28 protein-coding genes are annotated in these 21,382 nt (G+C 71.6%); 19 read left to right on the top strand and 9 right to left on the bottom strand.

Annotation, left to right across the window (positions count from 1 at the left end; genetic code table 11):
- Window positions 1-116: 116 nt before the first annotated feature.
- Window positions 117-1,331, top strand: coding sequence for a radical SAM family heme chaperone HemW (hemW, locus tag ACYVLT_RS10455; RefSeq protein WP_461119919.1), 1,215 nt, complete (start codon window positions 117-119; stop codon window positions 1,329-1,331).
- 122 nt (window positions 1,332-1,453) lie between these two features.
- On the opposite strand, the gene ACYVLT_RS10450 is transcribed toward hemW, so the two are convergent.
- Window positions 1,454-2,188 (bottom strand): GNAT family N-acetyltransferase, encoded by a 735-nt coding sequence (locus ACYVLT_RS10450; protein WP_461119918.1) that lies wholly within the window; start codon window positions 2,186-2,188, stop codon window positions 1,454-1,456.
- A gap of 108 nt (window positions 2,189-2,296) precedes the next feature.
- Between ACYVLT_RS10450 and hrcA the strand changes: the two genes are divergently transcribed.
- The 5 genes from hrcA (at window position 2,297) to ACYVLT_RS10425 (ending at window position 6,676) form a co-directional block, all read left to right on the top strand.
- Window positions 2,297-3,319 carry a heat-inducible transcriptional repressor HrcA gene (gene hrcA / locus ACYVLT_RS10445; protein ID WP_360453078.1) on the top strand — a complete coding sequence of 341 codons (1,023 nt, stop codon included), beginning with the start codon at window positions 2,297-2,299 and terminating at the stop codon, window positions 3,317-3,319.
- 82 nt (window positions 3,320-3,401) lie between these two features.
- A complete protein-coding gene (gene dnaJ, locus ACYVLT_RS10440; RefSeq protein ID WP_360453081.1) occupies window positions 3,402-4,550 on the top strand; it encodes a molecular chaperone DnaJ in 1,149 nt (382 codons plus the stop codon).
- Complete coding sequence (locus tag ACYVLT_RS10435) at window positions 4,547-5,281, top strand: 16S rRNA (uracil(1498)-N(3))-methyltransferase (RefSeq protein WP_461119917.1); 735 nt, start codon at window positions 4,547-4,549, stop codon at window positions 5,279-5,281. The genes dnaJ and ACYVLT_RS10435 overlap by 4 nt, the downstream gene beginning before the upstream one ends.
- 318 nt (window positions 5,282-5,599) lie before the next feature.
- On the top strand, window positions 5,600-6,160 hold the full coding sequence (locus ACYVLT_RS10430) for an alpha/beta hydrolase family protein (RefSeq protein WP_461119916.1): 561 nt from the start codon (window positions 5,600-5,602) through the stop codon (window positions 6,158-6,160).
- Between the two features lie 174 nt (window positions 6,161-6,334).
- Complete coding sequence (locus ACYVLT_RS10425) at window positions 6,335-6,676, top strand: histidine triad nucleotide-binding protein (RefSeq protein WP_461119915.1); 342 nt, start codon at window positions 6,335-6,337, stop codon at window positions 6,674-6,676.
- A gap of 4 nt (window positions 6,677-6,680) precedes the next feature.
- Here the strand turns inward: ACYVLT_RS10425 and ACYVLT_RS10420 are convergent, their stop codons facing one another.
- Window positions 6,681-7,466, bottom strand: coding sequence for a GNAT family N-acetyltransferase (locus ACYVLT_RS10420; protein WP_461120164.1), 786 nt, complete (start codon window positions 7,464-7,466; stop codon window positions 6,681-6,683).
- A gap of 146 nt (window positions 7,467-7,612) precedes the next feature.
- Here ACYVLT_RS10420 and ACYVLT_RS10415 point away from each other — a divergent pair, with 146 nt between their 5' ends.
- Genes ACYVLT_RS10415 through ACYVLT_RS10400 form a run of 4 tightly spaced genes read left to right on the top strand, consistent with a single transcriptional unit; the run spans window position 7,613 to window position 10,889 of the window.
- Entirely contained in the window at window positions 7,613-8,692 is a 1,080-nt protein-coding gene (locus tag ACYVLT_RS10415) for a PhoH family protein (protein ID WP_461119914.1), read from the top strand.
- 5 nt (window positions 8,693-8,697) lie between these two features.
- On the top strand, window positions 8,698-9,252 hold the full coding sequence (gene ybeY / locus ACYVLT_RS10410) for an rRNA maturation RNase YbeY (RefSeq protein WP_360453092.1): 555 nt from the start codon (window positions 8,698-8,700) through the stop codon (window positions 9,250-9,252).
- A gap of 13 nt (window positions 9,253-9,265) precedes the next feature.
- The gene (locus tag ACYVLT_RS10405; protein ID WP_461120163.1) at window positions 9,266-10,564 is read left to right on the top strand and encodes a hemolysin family protein; all 1,299 of its coding nucleotides are present in this window, start codon (window positions 9,266-9,268) and stop codon (window positions 10,562-10,564) included.
- Complete coding sequence (locus ACYVLT_RS10400; RefSeq protein WP_461119913.1) at window positions 10,557-10,889, top strand: cytidine deaminase; 333 nt, start codon at window positions 10,557-10,559, stop codon at window positions 10,887-10,889. The genes ACYVLT_RS10405 and ACYVLT_RS10400 overlap by 8 nt, the downstream gene beginning before the upstream one ends.
- A 111-nt stretch (window positions 10,890-11,000) precedes the next feature.
- Here the strand turns inward: ACYVLT_RS10400 and ACYVLT_RS10395 are convergent, their stop codons facing one another.
- The 3 genes from ACYVLT_RS10395 to ACYVLT_RS10385 all read right to left on the bottom strand — a co-directional run bounded on the left by ACYVLT_RS10395 (window position 11,001) and on the right by ACYVLT_RS10385 (window position 13,370).
- Window positions 11,001-11,855: a C39 family peptidase gene (locus tag ACYVLT_RS10395; RefSeq protein WP_461119912.1), complete on the bottom strand. Its 855-nt coding sequence runs from the start codon at window positions 11,853-11,855 to the stop codon at window positions 11,001-11,003.
- A gap of 167 nt (window positions 11,856-12,022) precedes the next feature.
- Complete coding sequence (locus ACYVLT_RS10390; protein ID WP_461119911.1) at window positions 12,023-12,910, bottom strand: ester cyclase; 888 nt, start codon at window positions 12,908-12,910, stop codon at window positions 12,023-12,025.
- A 19-nt stretch (window positions 12,911-12,929) separates the two neighbouring features.
- Window positions 12,930-13,370, bottom strand: coding sequence for an ester cyclase (locus tag ACYVLT_RS10385; protein ID WP_461119910.1), 441 nt, complete (start codon window positions 13,368-13,370; stop codon window positions 12,930-12,932).
- A 152-nt stretch (window positions 13,371-13,522) separates the two neighbouring features.
- On the opposite strand from ACYVLT_RS10385, the gene era reads away from it, so the two are divergent.
- From era to ACYVLT_RS10355, 6 genes are all read left to right on the top strand, one after another.
- A complete protein-coding gene (era, locus tag ACYVLT_RS10380; protein WP_461119909.1) occupies window positions 13,523-14,419 on the top strand; it encodes a GTPase Era in 897 nt (298 codons plus the stop codon).
- Window positions 14,420-14,438: 19 nt separating this feature from the next.
- Window positions 14,439-15,191 carry a DNA repair protein RecO gene (gene recO / locus ACYVLT_RS10375; RefSeq protein WP_461119908.1) on the top strand — a complete coding sequence of 251 codons (753 nt, stop codon included), beginning with the start codon at window positions 14,439-14,441 and terminating at the stop codon, window positions 15,189-15,191.
- 65 nt (window positions 15,192-15,256) lie between these two features.
- Window positions 15,257-16,075, top strand: coding sequence for an isoprenyl transferase (locus ACYVLT_RS10370; protein ID WP_461119907.1), 819 nt, complete (start codon window positions 15,257-15,259; stop codon window positions 16,073-16,075).
- Window positions 16,076-16,504 carry a YbjN domain-containing protein gene (locus tag ACYVLT_RS10365; protein ID WP_360453115.1) on the top strand — a complete coding sequence of 143 codons (429 nt, stop codon included), beginning with the start codon at window positions 16,076-16,078 and terminating at the stop codon, window positions 16,502-16,504.
- Complete coding sequence (locus ACYVLT_RS10360; protein ID WP_461119906.1) at window positions 16,504-16,776, top strand: hypothetical protein; 273 nt, start codon at window positions 16,504-16,506, stop codon at window positions 16,774-16,776. Before ACYVLT_RS10365 ends, ACYVLT_RS10360 begins: the two co-directional genes overlap by 1 nt.
- Before the next feature lie 130 nt (window positions 16,777-16,906).
- Entirely contained in the window at window positions 16,907-17,260 is a 354-nt protein-coding gene (locus ACYVLT_RS10355; RefSeq protein WP_461119905.1) for a DUF4333 domain-containing protein, read from the top strand.
- 9 nt (window positions 17,261-17,269) lie between these two features.
- On the opposite strand, the gene ACYVLT_RS10350 is transcribed toward ACYVLT_RS10355, so the two are convergent.
- Entirely contained in the window at window positions 17,270-17,920 is a 651-nt protein-coding gene (locus tag ACYVLT_RS10350; RefSeq protein WP_461119904.1) for a class I SAM-dependent methyltransferase, read from the bottom strand.
- A gap of 98 nt (window positions 17,921-18,018) precedes the next feature.
- Here ACYVLT_RS10350 and ACYVLT_RS10345 point away from each other — a divergent pair, with 98 nt between their 5' ends.
- Both ACYVLT_RS10345 and ACYVLT_RS10340 read left to right on the top strand, forming a co-directional pair.
- Entirely contained in the window at window positions 18,019-19,029 is a 1,011-nt protein-coding gene (locus ACYVLT_RS10345) for a permease (RefSeq protein ID WP_461119903.1), read from the top strand.
- 12 nt (window positions 19,030-19,041) lie between these two features.
- Window positions 19,042-19,761 carry a TIGR03943 family putative permease subunit gene (locus ACYVLT_RS10340; protein ID WP_461119902.1) on the top strand — a complete coding sequence of 240 codons (720 nt, stop codon included), beginning with the start codon at window positions 19,042-19,044 and terminating at the stop codon, window positions 19,759-19,761.
- Here ACYVLT_RS10340 and ACYVLT_RS10335 read toward each other — a convergent pair.
- Genes ACYVLT_RS10335 through ACYVLT_RS10325 form a run of 3 tightly spaced genes read right to left on the bottom strand, consistent with a single transcriptional unit; the run spans window position 19,749 to window position 20,905 of the window.
- Window positions 19,749-20,195, bottom strand: a complete 447-nt coding sequence (locus ACYVLT_RS10335) for a Fur family transcriptional regulator (RefSeq protein ID WP_461119901.1) — start codon at window positions 20,193-20,195, stop codon at window positions 19,749-19,751. The genes ACYVLT_RS10340 and ACYVLT_RS10335 overlap by 13 nt on opposite strands.
- Window positions 20,192-20,593 (bottom strand): ArsR/SmtB family transcription factor, encoded by a 402-nt coding sequence (locus ACYVLT_RS10330; protein ID WP_360453134.1) that lies wholly within the window; start codon window positions 20,591-20,593, stop codon window positions 20,192-20,194. Before ACYVLT_RS10330 ends, ACYVLT_RS10335 begins: the two co-directional genes overlap by 4 nt.
- Window positions 20,594-20,638: 45 nt before the next feature.
- Entirely contained in the window at window positions 20,639-20,905 is a 267-nt protein-coding gene (locus ACYVLT_RS10325) for a hypothetical protein (protein WP_461119900.1), read from the bottom strand.
- Window positions 20,906-20,922: 17 nt separating this feature from the next.
- On the opposite strand from ACYVLT_RS10325, the gene ACYVLT_RS10320 reads away from it, so the two are divergent.
- Window positions 20,923-21,303 (top strand): antibiotic biosynthesis monooxygenase family protein, encoded by a 381-nt coding sequence (locus ACYVLT_RS10320; RefSeq protein WP_461119899.1) that lies wholly within the window; start codon window positions 20,923-20,925, stop codon window positions 21,301-21,303.
- Window positions 21,304-21,382 lie beyond the last annotated feature (79 nt).

Raw genomic sequence — 21,382 nt, 5'->3', positions numbered from 1 at the left:
AGGCGGACTCCGGTCGATGTCATGTCAGTCAGCGTGCCACGCGTCCACCTCGTGGTCCACCGCCATCCGCATCGTGGGACGGGGTTGCGCTGCTGGTAGATGGGACAATGGGGACCATGCCCTCCGCCCTGCCGATCGGTGATCCCGCGCCCTCCGACGGCTCGCTGCCCCCTTCCGCGCTCACCGGTCTGGGTGACCGCCCGTTCGGGGTGTACGTGCACGTGCCGTTCTGCGCGACCCGGTGCGGCTACTGCGACTTCAACACCTACACCGCCGGTGAGCTGGGCACTTCCGCCTCACCGGCGTCCTGGCTGGAGGGGCTGCGGCGGGAGTTGGACCTCGCGGCCTCCGTGCTGGGCGACCCGCCGGCGGTGGACACGGTGTTCGTCGGCGGTGGCACGCCGTCACTGCTCGGAGCAGCGGGACTGGGCCAGGTGCTCGACGCGGTGCGGTCCTCGTTCGGCCTGGCGCCGGGCGCGGAGGTCACCACGGAGTCGAACCCGGAGTCCACGTCGCCGGAGTTCTTCTCGGCCATCCGTGACGCTGGTTACACCCGCGTGTCGCTGGGGATGCAGTCAGCCGCCCGGCACGTGCTGGCGGTGCTCGACCGCGTGCACACGCCGGGTCGCCCGGTGGCCGCCGCGCGCGAGGCCCGTGCGGCGGGGTTCGAGCACGTGAACCTCGACCTCATCTACGGCACGCCGGGGGAGACGGTCGCGGACCTCCGGTCGTCGTTGGACGCCGTGCACGGCGCGGGTGTCGACCACGTGTCGGCGTACGCGCTGATCGTGGAGGAGGGCACGGCGCTGGCCCGCCGGGTCCGTCGCGGCGAACTGCCGATGCCCGACGACGACGTGCTCGCGGACAAGTACGAGCTGATCGACGCGGCCATGACCGCGCAGGGCCTGACATGGTACGAGGTGTCGAACTGGGCCGCCTCGGCCGAGGCCGCGTGCCGGCACAACCTGCTGTACTGGCAGGGCGCCGACTGGTGGGGCGCGGGACCGGGCGCGCACAGCCACGTGGGCGGGGTGCGCTGGTGGAACGTCAAGCACCCGGCGAAGTACGCCGAACTGCTGGCCGCCGGCACCTCACCCGCCGCCGGCCGGGAGGTCCTCGGCGACGACGACCGCCGGGTGGAGCGGGTGCTGCTGGAACTGCGCCTGGCCACCGGCCTGCCGCTGGACGTGCTGGACCCCGACGCCCAGGCCGAGGCCAAGGTCGCCGCCGCCGACGGCCTGCTCGACCAGACCGCTCTCGACCGGGGCCACTGCGTGCTCACCGACCGGGGCCGCCTGCTCGCCGACGCCGTGGTGCGCCGGCTCACGTGACCACTCCGGTCCGCCCCCGTCGGTTGTCGGACCCCGTCGGTTGTCGGACCCCCTCGGTAGAATTACGACAAGGGTTCCCCTTGGCGGGGACCCGCGCGCAGCCGTTGCCTGAGCGTGGGCCGTCACGTCAGCGTGACCGACGCCGACTCGCCGATCGTCCGGTAGCCCAACGGCCCGTACAGGCGGGTCACCTTCCCATCCGGCTCGGTCTCCAGGAACGGCGTGCAGCCCGAGTCGAAGACCCGCGCGGTGAGGTCGGCGCACACCACCGACGCGATGCCGAGTCCCCGGAACGACGGCAGCACCGCGATCCCCGCCACCTGCGACAGCCCGTACCGCGGCGCGGTGTGCGCGCCCGCGGCCGCGGCCACACCGTCCAGTCGGGCCAGCACGACCACCCCGTCGTCGCGCAACAGCGACCGCTGCCGCGCCACGTCCCGCACCCCGGCCACCCCGCCCACGCCGAACGCCGTGTTCTGCACCACGGACACCGCCAGTAGATCGTCGTCCGAGGTCACCGCCTCGACCGTCAACCCGGCGGGCACCGGTGGCGCGACCAGCTCGTCGACCGCCATCACCGGCAGCAGCCGGTCCACGGTGAACCCGGCCGCCTCCAGCGCCGCGTCGACCACCGGCGAGGGCCGCAGGTACTCCAACCTCGGCGTGCGCGACCGCGCCCGGAACGCCGTGACCAGGGCATCCGCCTCGGCCCGGGTCGGCGCGGCACCCTCGTCCGGCACGGCGTAGTTCATCAACGGGCCGTCGCCGTGCGCGTCGAAGCGGACCAGGAACGGTCCGACGCGCACGGCGTCGGCCCCGATCGCGTCGCGCAGGGCGGCCTGGATGCGGGTGAGCACACCGGAAGCTACCGGCCGCACGAACCCGGTGACCGGTTTTTCCGATACTGGCCCGAACCTCCGTAAACTCAAGGTGAAGCAGCATGGCCCAGCCTGGAGGTGACGCGCGTGAACGCCGATGAGCGCCGGTTCGAAGTGCTGCGCGCAATCGTCGCCGACTACGTGTCGAACCAGGAGCCGGTCGGCTCGAAAGCCCTGGTGGAACGCCACAACCTGGGCGTTTCGAGCGCGACCGTGCGCAACGACATGGCCTCCCTGGAAGAGGACGGCTACATCACGCAGCCGCACACCAGCGCGGGCCGCGTGCCGACCGACAAGGGCTACCGCCTGTTCGTGGACCGGCTCAGCGAGGTCAAGCCGCTGTCCACGCCCGAGCGCAAGGCCATCCAGAACTTCCTCGAAGGCGCCTACGACCTGGACGACGTGCTGCGGCGCAGCGTCCGGCTGCTGGCCCAGCTGACCCGCCAGGTCGCCGTCATCCAGTACCCGACGCTGAGCCGGTCCACGGTCCGGCACATCGAGGTGCTCGCCATCACGCCGGCGCGGCTGATGCTGGTGCTGATCACCGACACCGGCCGGGTCGACCAGCGCTCGGTCGACCTCGGCGACGTGATCACCGAGGAGAACGTGGCCCGCATCCGGTCCATGCTCAACGGCGCGATGGTCGGCAAGCGCCTGTCCGACGCCTCGGCCGAGGTCGCGAAGCTGCCCGACGAGTCGCCGGGCGAGCTGCGCGACATCGTGCTGCGGGTCAGCACCGTGCTCATCGAGTCGCTGGTGGAGCACCCCGAGGAACGCCTGGTGCTGGGTGGCACGGCGAACCTCACCCGCAACGTGGCAGACTTCCCCGGTTCGCTGCGCCAGGTGCTCGAAGCGCTGGAGGAGCAGGTCGTGGTGCTTAAGCTGCTCGCCGCGGCCCGCGACCCCGGCCGCATCCTGGTGCACATCGGCGAGGAGAACGAAGCGGCGGAGATGCGCAGCACCTCGATCGTGTCCATCGGCTACGGCAGCCGGGACAACCTGCTCGGCGGCATGGGCGTGGTGGGGCCGACCCGCATGGACTACCCCGGCACGATGGCGGCGGTCCGAGCGGTCGCCAACTACGTGGGGGAGATCTTGACCGGACGGTGACGGCGGGGGAACACCGCGGTCCCGAAGGACGTTTCGCAAGCGAGCGAGCGCGTGTCGAAGCGCGTTCGCAGGAGGAAACACGGTGGCGAGGGACTACTACGGCACGCTCGGGGTCGCCAAGAACGCGACTCCCGACGAGATCAAGCGCGCCTACCGCAAGCTCGCGCGGCAGCTGCACCCCGACGTCAACCCCAACGAGGAAGCGCGCTTCAAGGAGGTGACCGCCGCCTACGAGGTCCTGTCGGACCCGAGGAAGCGGCAGGTCGTCGACCTGGGCGGCGACCCGTTGGAGCCCGGCGGCGGTGGCGGCGGCATGCGCGACCCGTTCGCGGGATTCGGTCTCGGCGACATCATGGACGCGTTCTTCGGCGCGGGCGGCGGTGGCGGGCGCGGTCCGCGCAGCCGCGTGCAGCCCGGCTCCGACGCGCTGATCCGGCTGTCGATGACGCTGGAGGAGTGCGCGGCGGGCGCTTCGCGCGAGCTCACGGTGGACACGGCGATCCTGTGCGACCGGTGCGTGGGCAGCGGGTGCGCGGACGGCTCGTCGCCGGTGCGCTGCGACACGTGCGGCGGCCGGGGCGAGGTGCAGTCGGTGCAGCGCTCGTTCCTGGGCCAGGTCGTGACGGCGCGGCCGTGCCCGGTGTGCCGCGGCCTCGGCGAGGTCATCCCGGACCCGTGCCAGCAGTGCGCGGGCGAGGGCCGGGTGCGCTCGCGGCGCACCATCTCGGTGCAGATCCCGGCCGGTGTGGCCGAGGGCATGCGGGTGCGGCTCGCGGGCCAGGGCGAGGTCGGCCCCGGCGGCGGACCGGCGGGCGACCTGTACGTCGAGGTCGAGGAGGTGCCGCACGAGGTCTTCGAGCGCGACGGCGCGAACCTGCACTGCTCCGTGCGCATCCCGATGACCACCGCGGCACTGGGCGCGGTGCTGCCGTTGCAGACGCTGGACGGCGAGGAGGAGCTGGAGATCGAGCCCGGCACCCAGCCGAACACCGAGCTGGTGCTCACCGGGCGCGGCATGCCCCGGCTGCGCTCCAGCGGGCGCATCGACGGTCGCGGCGACCTGCACGTGCACCTGGAGGTCGTCACGCCGACCAAGCTGGACGCCCGGCAGGCCGAACTGCTGCGCGAGCTGGCCGTCGTGCGCGGTGAGGACGAGCCGACGCTCGCGCACAACGGCAAGGGCGGCGGCGGGCTCTTCTCGCGGCTGCGGTCCGGCCGCAACCACCGGTGACGCTGCCGGTCTTCCTGGTCGCCGCGCTGCCGTCGGGTGACGAGACCGTCCTGGACGGCCCGGAGGGACGGCACGCGGCGACCGTGCGCCGGTTGCGCGCGGGGGAGGAGCTGGTGCTCTCCGACGGCACCGGCGCCCAGGCGCGCTGCGTGGTGTCGGAGGCGTTCAAGGACTCCCTGCGGCTGCGCGTGGTCGAACGGTGGGTCGTGCCGGAGCCGTCCGTGCGGGTGGTGGTGGCGCAGGCACTGGTGAAGGGCGACCGCGGCGAGCTGGCCGTGGAGCTGGCCACCGAAGCGGGCGTGGACGGCGTCGTGCCGTGGCGTGCCTCGCGCTGCGTGACCAAGTGGGAGGACGGCCCGCGCGGGGCGAAGGCCCTCGAACGCTGGCGCGGCACCGCCCGTGAGGCGGCCAAGCAGGCCCGCCGGGCGCGCGTGCCGTCGGTCTCCGAACCCGTTTCCACGTCCGGGCTGGCGCGGTTGGCCTCGTCGTCGGCGGTCACTTTGGTTTTGCACGAATCAGCTTCGGTGGCCATCGGATCGGTTCAGCTGCCCGCTTCGGGTGATGTGCTGCTGGTCGTCGGACCGGAAGGTGGCATCACCGACGAGGAATTGTCCACGTTGACCGGGGTGGGCGCGCACGTAGTGCGACTGGGACCTGCCGTACTGCGAGCGTCGACCGCGGCGGCGGTGGCTTTGGGTGCGCTGGGTGTGCTGACCGATCGCTGGCGGTAATGGGGCGTGCTCCCTTCTGGCGAACACCTGACATAGGGGTTACCCTCATGGCAGAGGGGTCGCATTGGTCTAACCGTGATCGGCTCCTCGGCCAGACTCGCCGGACACCTCCCCCCTCGGTCCGGCGCCGCCGCGTCGCGGTGGGACGACCCCCAGGTCCCACCGCGACGCGGCCTCTTTTTTGCGTCCAAGGGGTTTCGATTGCGCATCGTCTACGGGCCGCACCCGAGCCAGTTCGGTGAGTTTTCCGCGCCGGCCGGTGAATCGTTTCCGGTCATCGTGGTAATCCACGGCGGGTTTTGGCATCAGCGTTATGGATTGGAACTCGGCCGCCCGTTGGCCGCTGACCTGGTCATTCACGGCGTCGCCGCGTACAACGTCGAGTACCGACGGGTAACCGCGGGCGGCGGTTGGCCCGCCACCGGCGACGACGTGCTGGCCGCCATCGACGCCCTCGACCCCGCGCTCGGCCCCGTCGTCACGCTGGGTCACTCCGCCGGCGGCCACCTGGCGGTCTGGGCCGCCGCCCGCCACCCCCGGGTCATCGGCGCCGTGGCCCAAGCGGGCGTGCTGGACTTCCTCCAGCACCCGCAGATCACCCGCCGAGCCGCCGAACTGCTGGGCGGCACCCCCGCCGAAGTCCCGGCGCGCTACGCCGACGCCTCGCCGGCCGCCCTGCTCCCGATCCCGAAACCGCTGGTCCTGATCCACGGCGAGGACGACGAGGACGTCCCGTTCGCCCAGAGCCAGGCGTTCGCCGAGTCCTCCGGCGCCGAGCTGATCGCCCTCCCGGCCACCGACCACATGTCCCTGATCACCCCGGGCACCACCGCCTGGACCACCTGCCGCGACGCCGCCCTGCGCCTGGCCCGAACGTAGAACTCGACGTACCCGAACGTACGACTCACGCGGCCCGAACGTACGACTCACGCGAGAGTCCTACCTCCACGCCGCGCGAGTCCTACGTTCAGAACGCGCGTGTCCTACGTTCAGGTACCCCGAGTTCAACGCTCAGAACGGCGTCACCGGCCGGGGTGGGTAGCCTGCGGAGCCATGTCCGACTGCCTGTTCTGCCGCATCGTCGCCCGCGAGATCCCGGCGACCGTGGTGCACGAGACCGACACCACGCTGGCGTTCCGCGACATCGCCCCCCAAGCGCCGACGCACGTCGTGCTGGTGCCCAAGGTGCACGCCCCGGACGCCGCGGCACTGGCCGCCGCCGCACCCACGGTGCTGGACGACCTGTTCCTGGCCGCGGGCGAGGTGGCCAAGTCCGAGGGCGTCGCCGACAGCGGCTACCGGCTGCTGTTCAACACCGGCGCGGACGCGGGCCAGACCGTGTTCCACGCCCACCTGCACGTGCTCGGCGGACGACCGCTCGGCCCCCTCGCCTAACCGCCTAACCCAGCGCCTGCATCACCGGCGCGTGCAGCCGCGCGCGGTCGCCGCCGAGCACACCCCGCACCATCAGGTCGACGGTGGCCTGGGGCACCACGCCGTGCGCCTCCAGCCACGCCGCCAACGCCGGGTCCCGCACGTCCACCCGCACCGCCGCACCCGCACCCGCGGCCAGGTCCGCGATCAACTCCGCCGCACGCCCCACCGACGGCGCGACCACCGGCCCGATCATCGACACGGCCCCGTTCCGCCACGCACCCGCGAACCCGTCGTCAGCCACCACGAACTGCGACGCGAACCCGAACAGCCGCTCCCACACAGCCGACCGGTCGGCGCCGAACACCTCGGCGTCGACCGCCACCACCTTCGCCCGGTCCCCGGCCTCCAGCGGCCGCGACGTGCCCGACGCCGTCCCGCCGAACGCCCCGACGTGCGCGGTCACCGAACCCACCGACCGGAACCCGAGCTTCTCGTACAGCGGCTTGCCGTACGAAGTCGCGTGCAGCGACACCACCGGCGTGCCGGCGAACGCCAGGGCGTGCTCCACCAACCGCCGCCCCAACCCGCGCCCACCGTGGCTGGACGCCACCAGCACCATGCTCACCGCCGCGTGCTCGTCACCGAATCGGGTGACGATCGTGGTGCCGACGAGCGCACCACCGTCGAACAGCCCGAAACCGGTTCCGACCCGCAGCAGGAACGCCCACTTGGCCGACTCCTCGGGCCACCGCCGGTCCGATGCCAGGCGGACGCAGGCGGGCAGGTCGTCCGGGGTCAGCACGCGCATCGTCACCACGACGTCGAGTACACCCGCCGTGTCCAACCCGTTTCTTACTCCGGTGCGGACTGTCGGTGGGGACGGCTAGCATCGAGCCGGTAGGTCGAATTCACCAGAGCACGGCGCGAACGCGCAGGAAGAGGGCCCGAGGCCACGTGGCCGGTACCGCTGACAACACGCCGCAGGCAGCAGCCCCCACCGCGGCCGACGCCCAATCCAAGTTCGCCGTGCCCGACGGCGCGGTGCTCGCCCTGCTCGGGTCGCGTGACGAGAACCTCCGGCTCGCCGAGGAACTGCTGGTCGCCGACGTGCACGTGCGCGGCAACGAGATCACGCTCTCCGGCCAACCGGCCGACGTGGCGTTCGCCGAACGCGTGTTCTCCGAACTGGTCACGTTGGCCAGCCGCGGTCAGCAGGTCGGCCAGGACACGGTCCGCCGCACGGTCGCGATGCTCTCGGCGGGCACCGCGGAGTCGCCGGCCGAGGTGCTGAGCCTCGACATCATCTCCCGGCGCGGCCGCACCATCCGGCCCAAGACGCTGAACCAGAAGCACTACGTGGACGCGATCGACCAGAACACCGTGGTGTTCGGCATCGGGCCCGCGGGCACCGGCAAGACCTACCTGGCCATGGCGAAGGCCGTGCAGGCGCTCCAGGCCAAGCAGGTGAACCGGATCATCCTCACCCGGCCGGCGGTCGAGGCGGGCGAGCGGCTGGGCTACCTGCCGGGCACGCTCTACGAGAAGATCGACCCGTACCTGCGCCCCCTGTACGACGCGCTGCACGACATGGTCGACCCGGAGTCGATCCCGCGCCTGACCCAGGCCGGCACGATCGAGGTCGCCCCACTGGCCTACATGCGTGGCCGCACGTTGAATGACGCGTTCATCATCCTGGACGAGGCGCAGAACACGACGCCCGAACAGATGAAGATGTTCCTCACCCGGTTGGGCTTCGGCTCGAAGATCGTGGTGACCGGCGACATCACCCAGGTCGACCTGCCCGGCGGGCAGCGCAGCGGGTTGAAGGTCGTCCGGGACATCCTGGAAGGCGTCGAGGACGTCCACTTCTCCATCCTGACCAGCAGCGACGTGGTCCGCCACCGGCTGGTCGCGGACATCGTGGACGCCTACGAGAAGTGGCAGGTCGAGCAGGACGAAGGTGACGCGGCCGACCGGCACCAGCACCACGCCGGACCCGGTGCGAGGTCACGCGGGCAACGCCGGGGACGATAGGCGCCGTGAGCATCGAGATCGCGAACGAGTCGGGCGTGCACGTGGACGAGCCGTCCATCGTCGCCGCCGCCCGGTTCGCCCTGGACCGGATGGGCGTCAGCCCGTTGGCCGAGCTGTCCGTCCTGCTGGTGGAGCTGGACGTGATGGCGGACCTGCACCAGCGCTGGATGGACCTGCCCGGCCCGACGGACGTGATGGCGTTCCCGATGGACGAGCTGGACTCGGCGCGGCGCCCGGACGCGGCGGGTCTCGGCCCGGCGCTGCTCGGCGACATCGTGCTGTGCCCGGACTTCGCCAAGGACCAGGCCAAGAAGGCGGGCCACAGCCTGCTGGACGAGCTGCACCTGCTGACCGTGCACGGCGTGCTGCACCTGCTGGGCTACGACCACGCCGAACCGGCCGAGGAGCGGGAGATGTTCACGCTGCAGAACCGCATCCTGGGCGACTTCCGCACCGCGGCGGCCGAGGCGGAGCGCAAGTCGGCGCAGCGCGAGGCCGACTCGAAGCTCCTCGGGGCGGTCGGCCTGGAAGACGCGGACCGGCCCGAGCCGACAGCCTGAGGCGGCCGAGGTGATAGGCAGTTCCGCCGGTCTGCTGGTGCTGGCCGTGGTGTTGGTGTTGTCGGCCGGCGCGTTCGCGGGTGTGGACGCGGCGCTGGGCACGGTGTCGCGGGCACGCGTCGAGGCGTTGCAGCGGCAGGGCCGGGCGGGTGCCGGGCAGCTGATCCAGCTGCTGGCCGACCGGCCGCGGCACGTGAACCTGCTGCTGTTGCTGCGCCTGGGCTGCGAGCTGGCGGCGACGGTGTTGGTGACCGTGGTCTGCCTGGGGCTCGTCGCCACCGACTGGGTGGCCATGCTGGTCGCCGGGCTGAGCATGCTCGTGGTGTCGTACGTGCTGGTCGGCGTGGGTCCGCGGACGATCGGCAGGCAGCACCCGTACGCGGTGAGCCTGCTCGCGGCCGGCCCGATCCGGGTGCTGGGCCGCGTGCTGGGGCCGTTGAGCAAGCTGCTGATCCTGGTCGGCAACGCGATCACGCCCGGCAAGGGTTTCCGCGAGGGCCCGTTCTCCTCCGAGGTCGAGCTGCGCGAGCTGGTCGACATGGCGCAGGAACGCGGCGTCGTGGACGAGGGCGAGCGGGAGATGATCCACTCGGTCTTCGAGCTCGGCGACACGATCGCGCGCGAGGTGATGGTGCCGCGCACCGAGATCGTGTGGATCGAGCAGACCAAGTCGATCCGCCAGGCGCTGGCCCTGTCGCTGCGCACCGGGTACACGCGGGTGCCGGTGATCGGGGAGAGCGTCGACGACATCGTCGGCGTGGTCAACCTCAAGGACCTGGTGCGGCTGACGTTGGCCGAGGAGCCGAACGGCACGTCGGTCGCGGAGGTGATGAAGCAGGCGTCGTTCATCCCGGACTCGAAGCCCATCGCGGACCTGCTGCGGGAGATGCAGCTGTCCCGCAACCACCTGGCGGTGGTGGTGGACGAGTACGGCGGCACGGCGGGGCTGCTCACCATCGAGGACATCCTGGAGGAGATCGTCGGCGAGATCACCGACGAGTCCGACACCGACGACCGGCCGCCGGTGGAGCACCTGACCGACGGTTCGGTGCGGGTCAGCGCCAGGTTGCCGGTGGACGACCTGGACGCGTTGTTCGGCACGGAGCTGGACGACCACGAGGTGGAGACCGTGGGCGGCCTGCTGGCCCAACGCCTGGGCCGCGTGCCGCTGCCGGGCACGGAGGCGGAGATCGCGGGCCTGCGGATGCGGGCCGAGGGCGGCAAGGACGAACGCGGGCGGATGCGCATCACCACGGTGCTGGTGCGTCCGGCGAACAACGGCGACAACAGCGAGGGGACCAGCGGTGAGTGACCTCGACCCCGAGGACCAGAAGATCGTCACGCTGGCGCGTTCGGCTCGTGCCCGCACGGGTGCGGCGGAGGGCGCGGCGGTCCGCGACACCGATGGCCGGACCTACGCGGCCACCACCGTCGCCCTGCCGTCGCTCAAGTTGACCGCCCTCCAGGCGGCCGTCGCCGCGGCCGTGTCGAGCGGGGCCGAGGGCTTGGAGGCGGCGGCCGTGGTCACCGCGGCGGGCGTCGTCGACGGGGACTCGCTGGCCGCCGTCCGGGACTTGACCGCCGGCGCGCCCGTGCTGCGCGCCGACGCGTCCGGCGCCGTGCAGGAGACCGTGTAGGCGCACTTGCGTCACGGTCCGCCCTGCGGACCTATCGGAATTCGGTGGTTCACGGGTTGGCGGTGCGCGACCGTTGAGGGTCGCGGTGGGTCGTGACCGGAGTGCCGGGCGCTAGAGCAGCACGCCCGCGCGGCCGAGGTCGTGGTTGAAGTACGCCGAGAGGGTCGACGCGGACGCCCGGTAGACGATCGCCTGCGAGGCGGGATCGAGCACCAGGTAGTCCCCGTCGTACCCGGCGACGGTGAGGAAGTGCGGCACGTTGCGGCCCGACCAGGGCAGGCTGACCATGTTGCCCGCCATGATCGCCGGACGGCCGTTGCGGACGTGGGTGAGCACCCGGTTGAGGTCGTTGAACACCACGGTCGCGCTCACGCCGTTGCGCGCCAGGGCCCGCTTGACGTCGGACTCGTTCGTGCCGAACTTGTTCGGGTCGTTCCACGTGGGGTCGTAGCCCATGTCGGACCGCGCGCGGTTGATCGCGTCCACCGGGCGGCTCGCGTTCCACGACCGCGGTGTCACGCCCGCCGCGAGCAGCGCGGACACCACGCCGGCCGGTCCGCAGTCCTCGCCCTGGTTGGGCTGGCCGTGGAACTGCGACACCGGCACCAGCCGCCCCGACTGCGAGCCGCAGTCCGGCACGCCCGGGATCCGGTAGTCGTGCCCGGTGGCCATGTAGGCGTCGGCGAGGTAGCCGCGCAACGCGGGCACGTAGTCCCACAGGTCACTGGTGAACCCGCGCGTGTTGGTCACCGACTGGCCGCGCGCCTGGCACGAGATGTCGACCCGCTGCCCGTCCCACACGAGGCCGAGCGACGAGCCGGCCGAGGTCGGCGCGGACCGGACGTTCAGCCCGTCGCCGTCGGTGTTGCCGACCGTGGCGGACGCGGCCGACGCGATGCCCGCGCCCCCGACCAGGGCAGATGCCACCAACACGGGTAGGAGCAGGGAGCGGAGTAATCGCTTCATGAGGGCCTCCACAGGGTTACGGGCTGATCACGAGGAGTGAGAGCTGCCCGTACCCCCGGAGGTTCCGCGCCGAACGAGCGCGGCTTCGTGGTCACGCACCGCTCGTTCCCCGGCGGACGAGGAACGTGATCGCCGGGGAACGAACCGCGTGACGCGACCGGCGCGGGTCAGGCTGGTTGGTCGGCCAGGCCGAGCTGCGTCAGCATGCTCAGGTTGTCGCTGTACGTGTGGAACTCGGTGATCTTGCCGTTGCGGGCCTTGAAGAAGAACGAGCCCCGGAACGAGCACCGCCGTCCGGTGGGCGGCACGAGCTGCCCTTCGCCGAGGTCCAGCTCACCGGTGTTGGTGCCGTTGAACTCCAGCTCACCGGCCACCGCGTCGTCGCCGACGATCCGGTTGGTCACGTGCAGCCGCATGTCCGGGAACGCGGTCCGCCAGCCTTGGACGTACGCGCGCGCCGTGTCCCGGTCGCGCATCGGCGCCGGCGCGGTGTCGTCGATCCACACGAAGTCGTCCGCCAGCGCGTCGACGAAGGCGTCGACGTCGCCCCGGTTGAACGCGTCGGTCTGCTGCTGGTCCAGGCGGGTGAGGTCGGCCGCGGTCATGGGGGCCTCCTCGCGTGCCGGGCCGTCCGCGCCGGTGAGCTGGGACATCAGCCCCAGCGAGTCCGGGTGGGTGTGGAACTCCCGGATCTTGCCGTTCTCCGTCCGGATGAACACCGTCGCGCGGGTCGAGACCTTCTTGCCAGTCGCGGGGATGCGCTGGTCGCCGAAGTCCAGCGGGCCCCGGTTGGTGCCGGTGAACTCGACCTCCGAGGCGATCGAGTCGTCCCCGATGACCCGGTTGATCTCGCGCATGTGCATGTCCGGGAACGCGGTGAACCACGACTCGGTGTACTGGCGCGCCTCCTCACGGCTGCGCATCGGCGTCGGCCGGGTGTCGTCCACCCACTCGAACTCGTCCGCGAACAGGCTGAGGAACGCGTCCGGGTCGTGGCGGTCCCACGACGCGATGCCCGCGTCGTCCAGGCGGGCGAGGTCTTCCTTCGTCGTCATGTTCCCTCCTCTGCGACGGTCAGGCCGGTGCGGACGAACCCGCGAGGCCGAGCTGGTTCATCATGGTCAGGTTGTCGGAGTGGCTGTGGATCTCCCGGATCTTGCCGCCGCGGGCCTTCATGAAGATGCTCACGCCCGCGGCGATCTTGCGGCCGGTCGGCGCCAGCCGGGTGCCGCCCATGTTGAGCGGCCCGGTGTTGGTGCCCTTCAGCTCCAGTTCGACGGCGATGGCGTCGTCGCCGATCACCCGGTTCTTCTCCTGGATCCGCATGTCGGGGAACGCGGCGAACCAGGACTCGGCGTACCGGCGGGCCTCGTCACGGGACCGCAGTGGCTTCGGCTCCATGTCGTCGATCACCACGCAGTCCTCGGTCAGCAGGCTCGCGAAGCTGTCCGCGTCGTGCTGGTCCCAGGCTTGGACGCACGCTTCTTCCAGGCGTGCGAGGTCGTCTCTTGGCATCTCAGCCTCCTCGTCGAGGTGCTCGATTGCCCCATCAGGCTCCGCTCGTTCGCCCGTTCGCACTAGTGTCGTAGGTCACATCTTTTCGGCCCTGGCGTGCGCACCACCCCCACCCGCGCGGTGGATCCGGGGTGACCGGGGACAATGGGTGGATGGATGGTTACCGCTCCGGGTTCGCGTGCTTCGTCGGCCGCCCCAACGCAGGCAAGTCGACGTTGACCAACGCGCTGGTCGGGACCAAGGTCGCGATCACGTCGAGCAAGCCGCAGACCACCCGCCACACCATCCGGGGCATCGTGCACCGCGAGGACGGCCAGCTGGTCCTCGTGGACACCCCCGGCCTGCACCGGCCACGCACCCTGCTCGGTCAGCGCCTCAACGACCTGGTCCGGGAGACGTGGACCGAGGTGGACGTGGTCGGGTTCTGCGTGCCCGCCGACCAGAAGGTCGGCCCCGGCGACAAGTTCATCGCCGCCGAGCTGGAGAAGATCGCCAAGCGCACCCCCGTCATCGGCATCGTCACCAAGACCGACCTGGTCGGCCAGCAGCAGGTCGCCGAGCAGCTGCTCGCGCTGCAGAAGGTGATGGACTTCGCCGACCTGATCCCGGTCTCGGCCGTGGACGGCTACCAGGTCGACGCCCTGGCCGACCTGGTGCTGGGCAAGCTCCCCGAGGGCCCGCCGCTGTACCCGGACGGCGAGCTGACCGACGAGCCGGAGCTGACGCTGGTCGCCGAGCTGATCCGGGAGGCCGCGCTGGAGGGCGTGCGCGACGAGCTGCCGCACTCGATCGCCGTCGTGGTCGAGGAGATGCTGCCCCGCGAGGGCCGCGACGACCTGGTGGACATCCACGCCAACGTGTTCGTGGAGCGCCCCAGCCAGAAGGCGATCATCCTGGGCCACCGCGGCGAACGCCTCAAGCAGGTCGGCATCACCTCGCGCAGGCACATCGAGAAGCTGCTCGGCACGCGCGTCTACCTCGACCTGCACATCAAGATCGCCAAGGACTGGCAGCGCGACCCGAAGCAGTTGCGCAGACTGGGCTTCTAGGAAGGCTGGGGTTGCGGAGGTGGCGAACCTCTACCGGGACACCGGGGTGGTCCTGCGGGTCCAGAAGCTCGGCGAGGCCGACCGGATCATCACGCTGCTCACCCAGAAGCACGGCAAGGTGCGCGCGGTGGCCAAGGGCGTGCGCCGCACGTCGTCCCGGTTCGGCGCGCGGGTGGAGCCGTTCGGGCACGTCGACGTGCAGTTCTACCCCGGCCGGTCGCTGGACGTGATCACGCAGGTGGAGACGCTGGACGCATTCGGCGTGGTCTTGGTGGACGACTACCAGCGCTACACCGCGGGGTGCGCGGTGCTGGAGACCGCCGACCGGCTCACCCCCGAGGAGGGCGAACCCGTCCTGCGGCTGTACCTGCTGGTCACGGGCGCGCTGCGGGCTCTGGCGGCCAAGGAGCGGGACGCCTCGCTCATCCTCGACGCCTACCTGATGCGGGCCATGGCCTTCGCGGGCTGGGCACCGGCGGTGGACGAGTGCGCACGCTGCGGTGACCCCGGCCCGCACAAGGCGTTCAACGTGCACGCGGGCGGCATGGTGTGCCCGCGGTGCCGCCCGCCGGGCAGCGCCTCGCCGTCGGCCGACACCCTGCGCCTGCTCACCGCGCTCCTGCACGGCCGGTGGGACGTGGTGGACGGCATCCCCGCGGTCGCGCGCCGCGACGCGAGCGGCCTGGTCGCCGCGCACCTGCAATGGCACCTCGAACGGCAGCTGCGCTCGCTGCCGTTGGTCGAGCGAAAGGCGCAGCCGACCGACGGTTAGAGTCGCCTGCCGCACGAAAACCCTCCCGAAACGCCTTCCGCAGTCCACCCCCTGAGAGGACAGCCATGCTCCGCCGACGGCGGGTCGAGCGCGTCCAGCGCGTTCCCCGACCCCCGGAACCGCACCCCACCGGCGCCACGCCACCGGTGCTGCCCGCCGACCTCGTGCCCAAGCACATCGCGATCGTCATGGACGGCAACGGCCGCTGGGCCAACCAGCGCGGCCTGTCCCGCATCGAGGGGCACAAGCGCGGCGAGGCCGTCGTGGTCGAGGCCGCCAAGGGCGCCATCGAGATGGGCGTGAAGTGGCTGTCGCTGTACGCGTTCTCCACCGAGAACTGGCGGCGCAGCCCGGAGGAGGTCCGCTTCCTCATGGGCTTCAGCCGGGACGTGATCCACCACCGCACCGACGAGCTGGACGAACTCGGTGTGCGGGTGCGCTGGGCGGGCCGCCGGCCCAGGCTGTGGCGCAGCGTCATCAAGGAGCTCGAAGTCGCCGAGGAGCGCACGAAGGACAACGACGTGCTGAACCTGGCGATGTGCATCAACTACGGCGGGCGGGCCGAGATCGGCGACGCGGCGCGGGAGATCGCCCGGCTGGCCGCGGCGGGCCGGCTCAACCCGGAGAAGGTGGACGAGCGCACCCTCGCCAAGCACATGTACCAGCCCGACATGCCGGACGTGGACCTGTTCATCCGGCCGTCCGGCGAGCAGCGCACCTCGAACTTCCTGCTGTGGCAGTCGGCGTACGCGGAGCTGGTGTTCCAGGACATCCTGTGGCCGGACTTCGACCGGCTGGACCTGTGGCGTGCCTGCGAGGCGTTCGCCATGCGCGACCGGCGCTTCGGTGGCGCCGTGGACAAGCCCGACGTGGAGGATTCTTAAGTGACCGACCTGGACGCCAAGGTGACCGCGGAACTGCTCACCGCGGCCCGCGAGGCGTTGGAGATGTTCCACGAGGTGCACGTCGACGACGACGGCGCGTTGAGCTTCCAGCACGCCGAGGTGCCGTGCGCGGTGCAGGCCATGCGGCTGGCCGAGGGCCTGACCGTGCTCAGCCTGACCTGCGTGGTGGCGTGGGACCTGCCCGACGACGGGAAGCTCGCCGTGTCCGCTGCCGAACGCGCGGGTCAGGGCCTGTTCGGCACCCTCGGTGTCGTGCGCACCGAGCGTGGGATGGATGTGACGTTGCGCTACGCGTTCCCGGCCGAGGGGCTCAAGCCGGAGCCGTTGAGCACGCTGCTGATGTTGGTCGTGTCCACTGCCTCGCAGCTGCGCAACGAGCTGCTGGCCGGAACCGGGGACGGTGCCTGATGGCTGGTGTGATCGTGTACGAGCCCGACGACGAGTCGGACGTGGAGGGCCTGCCGTGGGCCATCACGTTCGAGGCGTCGGCGGGGGAGGAGTGGGCCTCGTTCGTGTGCGGGCCCTACGACCGGGACTTCGCGGTCAAGCTGGCCGAGGAGGTGCTGGGCGCGAGCCGCGGCGTGACCGCCGTGGTCGAGCCGCTGCTGCCGGTGACGGAGGCGGTGGACGTGCTGGCCACCATCGCCGAGCTGCGCGACGAGGAAGAGTCGTCGGAGTAGTCGCCGCTCTGTGATGCCGCGCTCGCTCGCCGTGGCCGGTCCCCGTCGGTGACCGGCCACGGCGAGCGGCGTTCGGCACAGCTCGATCACGACACCGGTGCATTGGCGTCCGATCGACTACAGAGGACGCATGTCGAGCTTCCTGCGCCTGACGACGGCGGTGTCCACCGCGGTGCTCGCGGTCTGCGCCGTGGTCGTGACGGTCCACCTGCTCTCCGGCGGCGCCGTCGTCCGGGTCGAGCAACTGCGCACCTTCGACGCGCTGGAACTGTCCACGAGCGTGGCCGCCAGGGTGAAGGAGCAGTACCCCGGCACGGGCCTGGATTGGACCTCCAGCCCGCCGCCCTGCCCGGCTTCCGTGGCGATCAAGGAAGGCGTGACCTTCACCTGCACGTTCCGCGACGACGACAAGAGCCGCAAGGTCCGGGTGGTCGTGAAGGACACGTTGAGCGGCGAGCTCGAGGTCGGTGCCCCGACCTCGTGACCGGGCTTCCTACCCGTCCGCTTCCTCCAGCACCTCGTAGCCGACGAAGGTGAACATGCGCGCGCCCGTGGTCAACGGTCGTGGTTCGCCCCGGAAGCGGTGTGCGCCGGCGCCGTAGTCCGCGGCCGGGTCGGACAGCCAGCGGCGCTCGAAGCCGCGGTCCTCGAACCAGTCGCAGATCGTCGGCACGAGGTCCGGGGCGCCGCGGTGGCGGGTCCAGACGACGGTGCCGCCGGTCGCGCACAGCCGCGTGCAGTGCTCGACGGTCCGCTCGACGTCCTCGTCGGTGATGTTGCCGAACACGCCGCAGACCAGCACGAGGTCCGCCGGCGCGAGGTCCCGGTAGTGGTCGGTGAGCGAGGCGTCGGCGGTCAGCACCTCCACCCCGGTCAGGCCCGCCGCCCGGGCCGCCGCCTCGGCGACCGCCGTGTTGCGGGGGTCCAGCTCCACCAGGCGTGCTCGGACATCGCCCCGCCGGGGGTGGTCGGCGAGCACTTCCAGCAGGTCACGCCCCTGACCCGCGCACAGGCTCAGCACCCGCAGCGGGCCGGGCGGGCTGTCGTCCAGCGCGGCCCGGACCTGCGCCTGGACGGCTCGCAGCCGCCGCGCCAGCGCGGAGTCGGGACGGTCGTAGTCGTCGTGCCACTCGTGCCAGTCCACGACCCGAACCTACCGGCGGTGACGGTCCCGTGGCCGGTGGCTGAAGATCCGACGTAGGTCGGTGAGCCGTCGGCGGGAGTTCTGGCATCATCTCGAAAGTGACAATCACTGGCGAGATCCGCGGTTCGCGCCAGCGCCGTCCGCCACCGCGCTGGAAGGTCACTTCGCTGGAAGTGCTCTGCGCGCTGCTCGTGCTGGCGCTGCTGTTCCAGGACTGGCTGGTCGGCGTGCTCGACGTGCCGGTGCTGCGCACGGCGTCCACGGTGTTCGTCGCCGTGTGCGTGCAGGCGCTGCCGTTCCTGGTGCTCGGCGTGCTGATCAGCGGCGCGATCGCGGCGTTCATCCCGGCGAGCGCGCTGCGCCGGGCGTTGCCGACCAAGACCGCGCTGGCCGTGCCCGTCGCCGGTGTCGCCGGGGTGGCGCTGCCCGGCTGCGAGTGCGCGTCCGTGCCCGTCGCCCGCCGGCTGATGCAGCAGGGCGTGGCGCCCGCCGTGGCGCTGACGTTCCTGCTCGCCGCGCCCGCGGTGAACCCGATCGTGCTGGTGTCCACGGCCGTGGCGTTCCCCAACGCGCCGATGATGGTGCCCGCGCGGTTCGTCGGCGCACTGCTCACCGCCGTGGTCATGGGCTGGCTGTGGACCCGGTTCGGCAAGGCCGACTGGATCGCCGAACGCGCCCTGCGCCGCCTGCCCGACCACGACGGCACGTCCCGCTGGGTGGTGTTCGCCGAGACCGCGCGGCACGACCTGGTCGACGCGGGCGGGTTCCTGGTGCTCGGCGGCGTGTTCGCGGCGGCGTTCAACGTCCTGGTGCCGCAGGCCTGGCTGGAGACGCTGGGCGGTCAGCTCGTGCTGGCCGTGGTGGTGCTGTCGCTGCTGGCCGTTGTGCTGGCGCTGTGCAGCGAGGCCGACGCGTTCGTCGCGGCCTCCATGTCGGCGTTGCCGCTGCTGCCCCGGCTGGTGTTCCTGGTGGTCGGCCCGGCGGTCGACGTCAAGCTCATCGCGCTGCAGGCGGGCGCGTTCGGCAAGTCCTTCGCGGCCCGCTTCGCCCCGGCCACGTTCCTGGTGGCGATCGCGTCGGCCCTGGCGGCGGGAGCGGTGTTCCTGTGAGGTGGGCGGACCATGAGGCGTGAGACCCAGAACATCCTGCTGGTGCTGCTCGGCGGCGCGCTGCTGAAGCTGGCGCTGACCGGCACCTACCTGCGGTACGTCAAGGAGTCGTTGCAGCCGTGGCTGGTGGCCACCGGCGGTGTCATGGTCGTGCTGGCCCTGGTGTCGATCGCGCGCGACATCCGCGGTGGCAAGGAGAACCCCAGCGGGGTCGAGCACGCCGGGCACGAGCACGGCACGTCGCGCAGCCCGTGGATGCTGCTGCTGCCGGTGCTCGCGGTGTTCCTGATCAGCCCGCCGGCGCTGGGCGCCGACACGGTCAACCGGTCCGACCGCAACGCCGCCCAGGAGGCCAAGGCCTCGAACGGGTTCGCGCCGCTGCCGTCCGACGCGGTCATCCCGCTCACCATCAGCGAGTTCGTCACCCGCACCGCGTGGGACGACTCCGGTTCGCTCGACGACCGCACGGTCAAGCTCACCGGGTTCGTGGTGCGCAAGGACGGCGACGTGTTCATCGCCCGGCTGACCATCTCCTGCTGCGCCGCGGACGCCTCGCCGGTCAAGGCGAAGGTGGTGGGTCAGGACTTCGCCGCGCTGCCCACCGACCAGTGGATCGAGGCCACCGGCCGGGTGGTGCCCGGCTCGGCGACCAAGGAGAGCGCGTTCGTGCCGACGTTCACCGTCTCGGAGGTCCTGCCGATCGCCACGCCCGAGGACACCTACGAGGGCTGAGTCGCCGGCGGCCGGCCCTCCGCGCAGCACTCGCGGCACGTGCCGAAGATCTCCACGGTGTGGCTGACCTCGACGAACCCGTTCTCGGCGGCGACCCGGTCGGCCCACTTCTCCACCGCCGGGCCCTCGACCTCCACCGTGCGCCCGCAGCCGCGGCACACCAGGTGGTGATGGTGGTGCTGGGAGCAGCGGCGGTAGATGGCCTCGCCGGAGTCGGTGCGCAGCACGTCCACCTCGCCCGCGTCGGCCAGCGACTGGAGCGTGCGGTAGACCGTGGTCAGACCGATGCCCTCGCCGCGTTTGCGCAGCTCCTCGTGCAGTTCCTGGGCCGAGCGGAACTCGCCGAGCGAGTCGAGCAGCTTGGACACGGCGGTGCGCTGCTTGGTCGAGCGCAGCCCGGGGACCGCGGTGGTCGGACGCTCGCTAGTGGTCACATCTCCTCCGTCCGGGGGGTCCGGTCGGTCTGGTTGATACCACGCGGCCCCTCCTCCACGTGCGTCACCGCGTCCACCACGATGTGGGCGAGGTGCTCGTCCACGAGCCGGTAGACGACCTCGCGGCCGTGCCGCTCGCCGTGCACCACGCCGGCGGCCTTGAGCACCCGCAGGTGCTGGCTGATCAACGGCTGGGCCACGCCCAGCGCCTCGACCAGCTCGTGCACGCACCGGTCCGCCTCGCGCAGTTGCAGCACGATCGCGATCCGCACCGGGGCGGCGAGCGCGCGCAGCAGCTCGCCGGCCGCCGACAGCGTCCGGGTGGACTTGCGCGGCGCCGGTGGTGGTACGCGGCGTTCCGGGGAGTGGACGTGTTCGCCCCGCACTCCGACCGTCACGGCGCCTCCCACGTGGTATGGATTTTCACCACCGATACTACGGCGCTAGAGCACCGACACCGTGATGAGCACCAGCACGGCCAGCACGAGCAGTCTCAACACGCGTGCGCTCGGCGTGAGCAGGGACCAGGTGACGGCGAGCAGCGTCGCCACCCCGAGCGCCAACACGCCCAGCAGCAGCGCGCCCACCGTGCCCCGGAGCCACACACCCAGCACGAACAGCGCCAGGACCACCAGGAACGCCACCGGCGCGGGCACCCGCGAGAGCGGTCCGGCACCGGGGATCAGGGTCCGCTTCATCTGACCAGCCACCGTGGCATCCTTGCACCGTGCTGCTCGTGTGCCGCTTCACCGTGGCGGAAACCGGGGTCGAGGCCTTCACCGAGCGCGTCGACCGCGCGTTGTCGCTGCTCACCGCCCAACCCGGCTGCCGGCGGGCCCAGCTGTCGCGGTCGACCGACGAGGCGGACCGGTTCGTGCTGACCGCCGAGTTCGACTCGGTCGTGGCCTACCGGCGGGCGATGTCCCCGTTCGAGGTGCGCGAGCACGTCATCCCCCTGCTGTCCGAGGCGACCACCGACGAACCGGCCGCCTACGAACCGCTGCTGGTCGCGGCCGACGGCGCGGTCCGGCGCGAGGTGAGCCTGCTGGCCCGCGACGCCGGCACCGTCCGCCTCGGCGAGGCCGCCGGTCCGACCACTCCGCGCTGACCGGACGGTCGCGGGCGCGACCGGTCGCCCGATGGGGATCCGAGGGCTAGGACTACCCTGGCAAGCCCGTTTCCCGTCC

Source organism: Saccharothrix stipae (assembly GCF_054781895.1).
The sequence above is the reverse complement of the archived record's forward strand: the minus strand, read 5'-3'. Positions and strand labels throughout refer to the sequence as shown.